This is a genomic window from Psychrobacter sp. AOP5-GZ1-6, from assembly GCF_052376345.1.
Classification (GTDB): domain Bacteria; phylum Pseudomonadota; class Gammaproteobacteria; order Pseudomonadales; family Moraxellaceae; genus Psychrobacter.
Genome location: NZ_JBQSVP010000235.1, coordinates 1 through 1,889, shown reverse-complemented (window position 1 = coordinate 1,889; position 1,889 = coordinate 1). Strand labels below are relative to the sequence as shown.

Here is a 1,889-nt window from a genome sequence, read left to right as displayed (position 1 = left end):
CCTTCTTGTTTTGCCTTTCCTGATATATCAAAACACTCCGCTCACGCTCAACCTCTCTTTTATAGTACATCAATATATCGATCAGCTCACTTACGTTGTTGTGTTCCCAAATCACTTCATCAGGGTATTGATCACCAACAATACGCTGTGCATTACGAAAGAAAATATCAATAGGCTTTAAATAAACAAGCCCTTCATCAGCCTCGTAGTGATACATAAATGATTGATATAGATCGTTCAGTTTGTCCATTACCGAATCAATATCCAAGTCTCGAAAGATAATATTGATTACTAATTGATGAACTTTAGTAAATACTTCTGTTTGGTTGCGGTTGATGTATTTCATGGTATTACTCCTATGTGGTTTGTCTTGCACATAGTAGAGTCATGCCATATTTTTTAATTCTTTCTGCTGGTAATTTGGTTGGCTGATAGGCAGCGTGGTGACGCTGCTATATATAATAATATAAATAACCCATTAGTGTAGCTTATAAATACTGCTGGAATATCGATAGTATATTTGACTATATTCGTATGGAATGCAGTGTATATCGAGGATATTGTGATTGGTGCATTTAGCTGACAACAAGTTTTGAATGATACATCAGAAGTCACACTTACCAACTTTTATGCATACGGGAAACGCGTCAGCACATCTGTAATATATATTACACCAAAGTAAAAATATCGAAGTCAATCTTTAACAAATTATTGGTACTGCGCATTTTACTTGACATACTATTGATACCAAGCCATCTTAGACCAATGAAATATTGACATAGTAAGTATTTATATGAAAAAATTATTACTATATTATTACTATTAATTTATTTAAATATTATTAGTTTTTTATTTTAAAATTATTTAAACTTTAGTAGAATATTACTTAGATAACCAACTGAAGGATAAAAAATGACTGATAATTTTATCAGAGATTCTGTAGTAAACTCTAATAAGCAGAAAGGTAGGAATCTTAAACTAACTCAAAGGCAGGTTAATATTGCGTTAAATGAATTGACTTTAGATGGATATAACGTGGACCTTCCTAACGATTTAGAGTATCTAAACACTACTTGTAATAGCCTTGAGTTAACAGAAAGTTATAGAGAATCACTTGTTAGTTTTTCTAAATCTAATGTATTGCCTGATGAGTCTATAGCTTGGCTAAAAAATGATCTAACAGCAGCTTTATGGTTCGATCATTACTCGTATAAATATAAGCATAATCTTTCATTTTTCTGGGGAAATTACTCCGCTGACTTTCAAAACAACTTGATTACGTGTTTTGATTTGACAAACATAATTTCATTAGACAGGGATGGGGTTGAATATAATGATTATAGAGTTGAATGGAAAAGAAACTTTATGAACGAAGCTAAAAGCTTGTATAATAAAGTACTGACTACACCGCAAGACCTAGAATGGTTAGATAGAAAAAGTGAGAAACAAATTTTTTGGGCGCATAGCTACTTAAGTAAATATGGATATCTTATCGAGAACCCATTATTCCTAAGTAATGATCTGAGCACTTACTATATACAGATCTGCGCATCTCTAGACGCGCTAGATATTTTTGGTCATAGAAATAATCATCCATATAAGATGAGCCTACATAAAAAAGAAATAATCAGAAAAATGCGTAATGCATGGACTCAAAGAAGATTTCAAGGTAAGAGAGACGCCGAGACTGCTCAAGAGCACTTCTTAACCAGACGCCATATGAATAGGCTTAAAAAATTAGCTAGCGAGTATGGAGTAAGTAGCGCAGAGTATCTTCAGCAACTGATTGATGAAGCTTACAATAGTACTGAATAAAAAATAGTAGTAGTAATATGAAAAGTGAATTTCATGTACACTGATATGTACACTAAATAATACTCAACTTAAAA

1 protein-coding gene and 1 pseudogene are annotated in these 1,889 nt (G+C 32.4%); one reads left to right on the top strand and one right to left on the bottom strand.

What is annotated here, in order from left to right:
• Window positions 1-346 (bottom strand): annotated as a pseudogene (locus ACT3RN_RS15345) (hypothetical protein); the annotation flags it as partial.
• 566 nt (window positions 347-912) lie between these two features.
• Between ACT3RN_RS15345 and ACT3RN_RS15340 the strand changes: the two are divergent.
• A complete protein-coding gene (locus tag ACT3RN_RS15340) occupies window positions 913-1,815 on the top strand; it encodes a hypothetical protein (protein ID WP_109590329.1) in 903 nt (300 codons plus the stop codon).
• The last annotated feature ends 74 nt before the right edge of the window (window positions 1,816-1,889 follow it).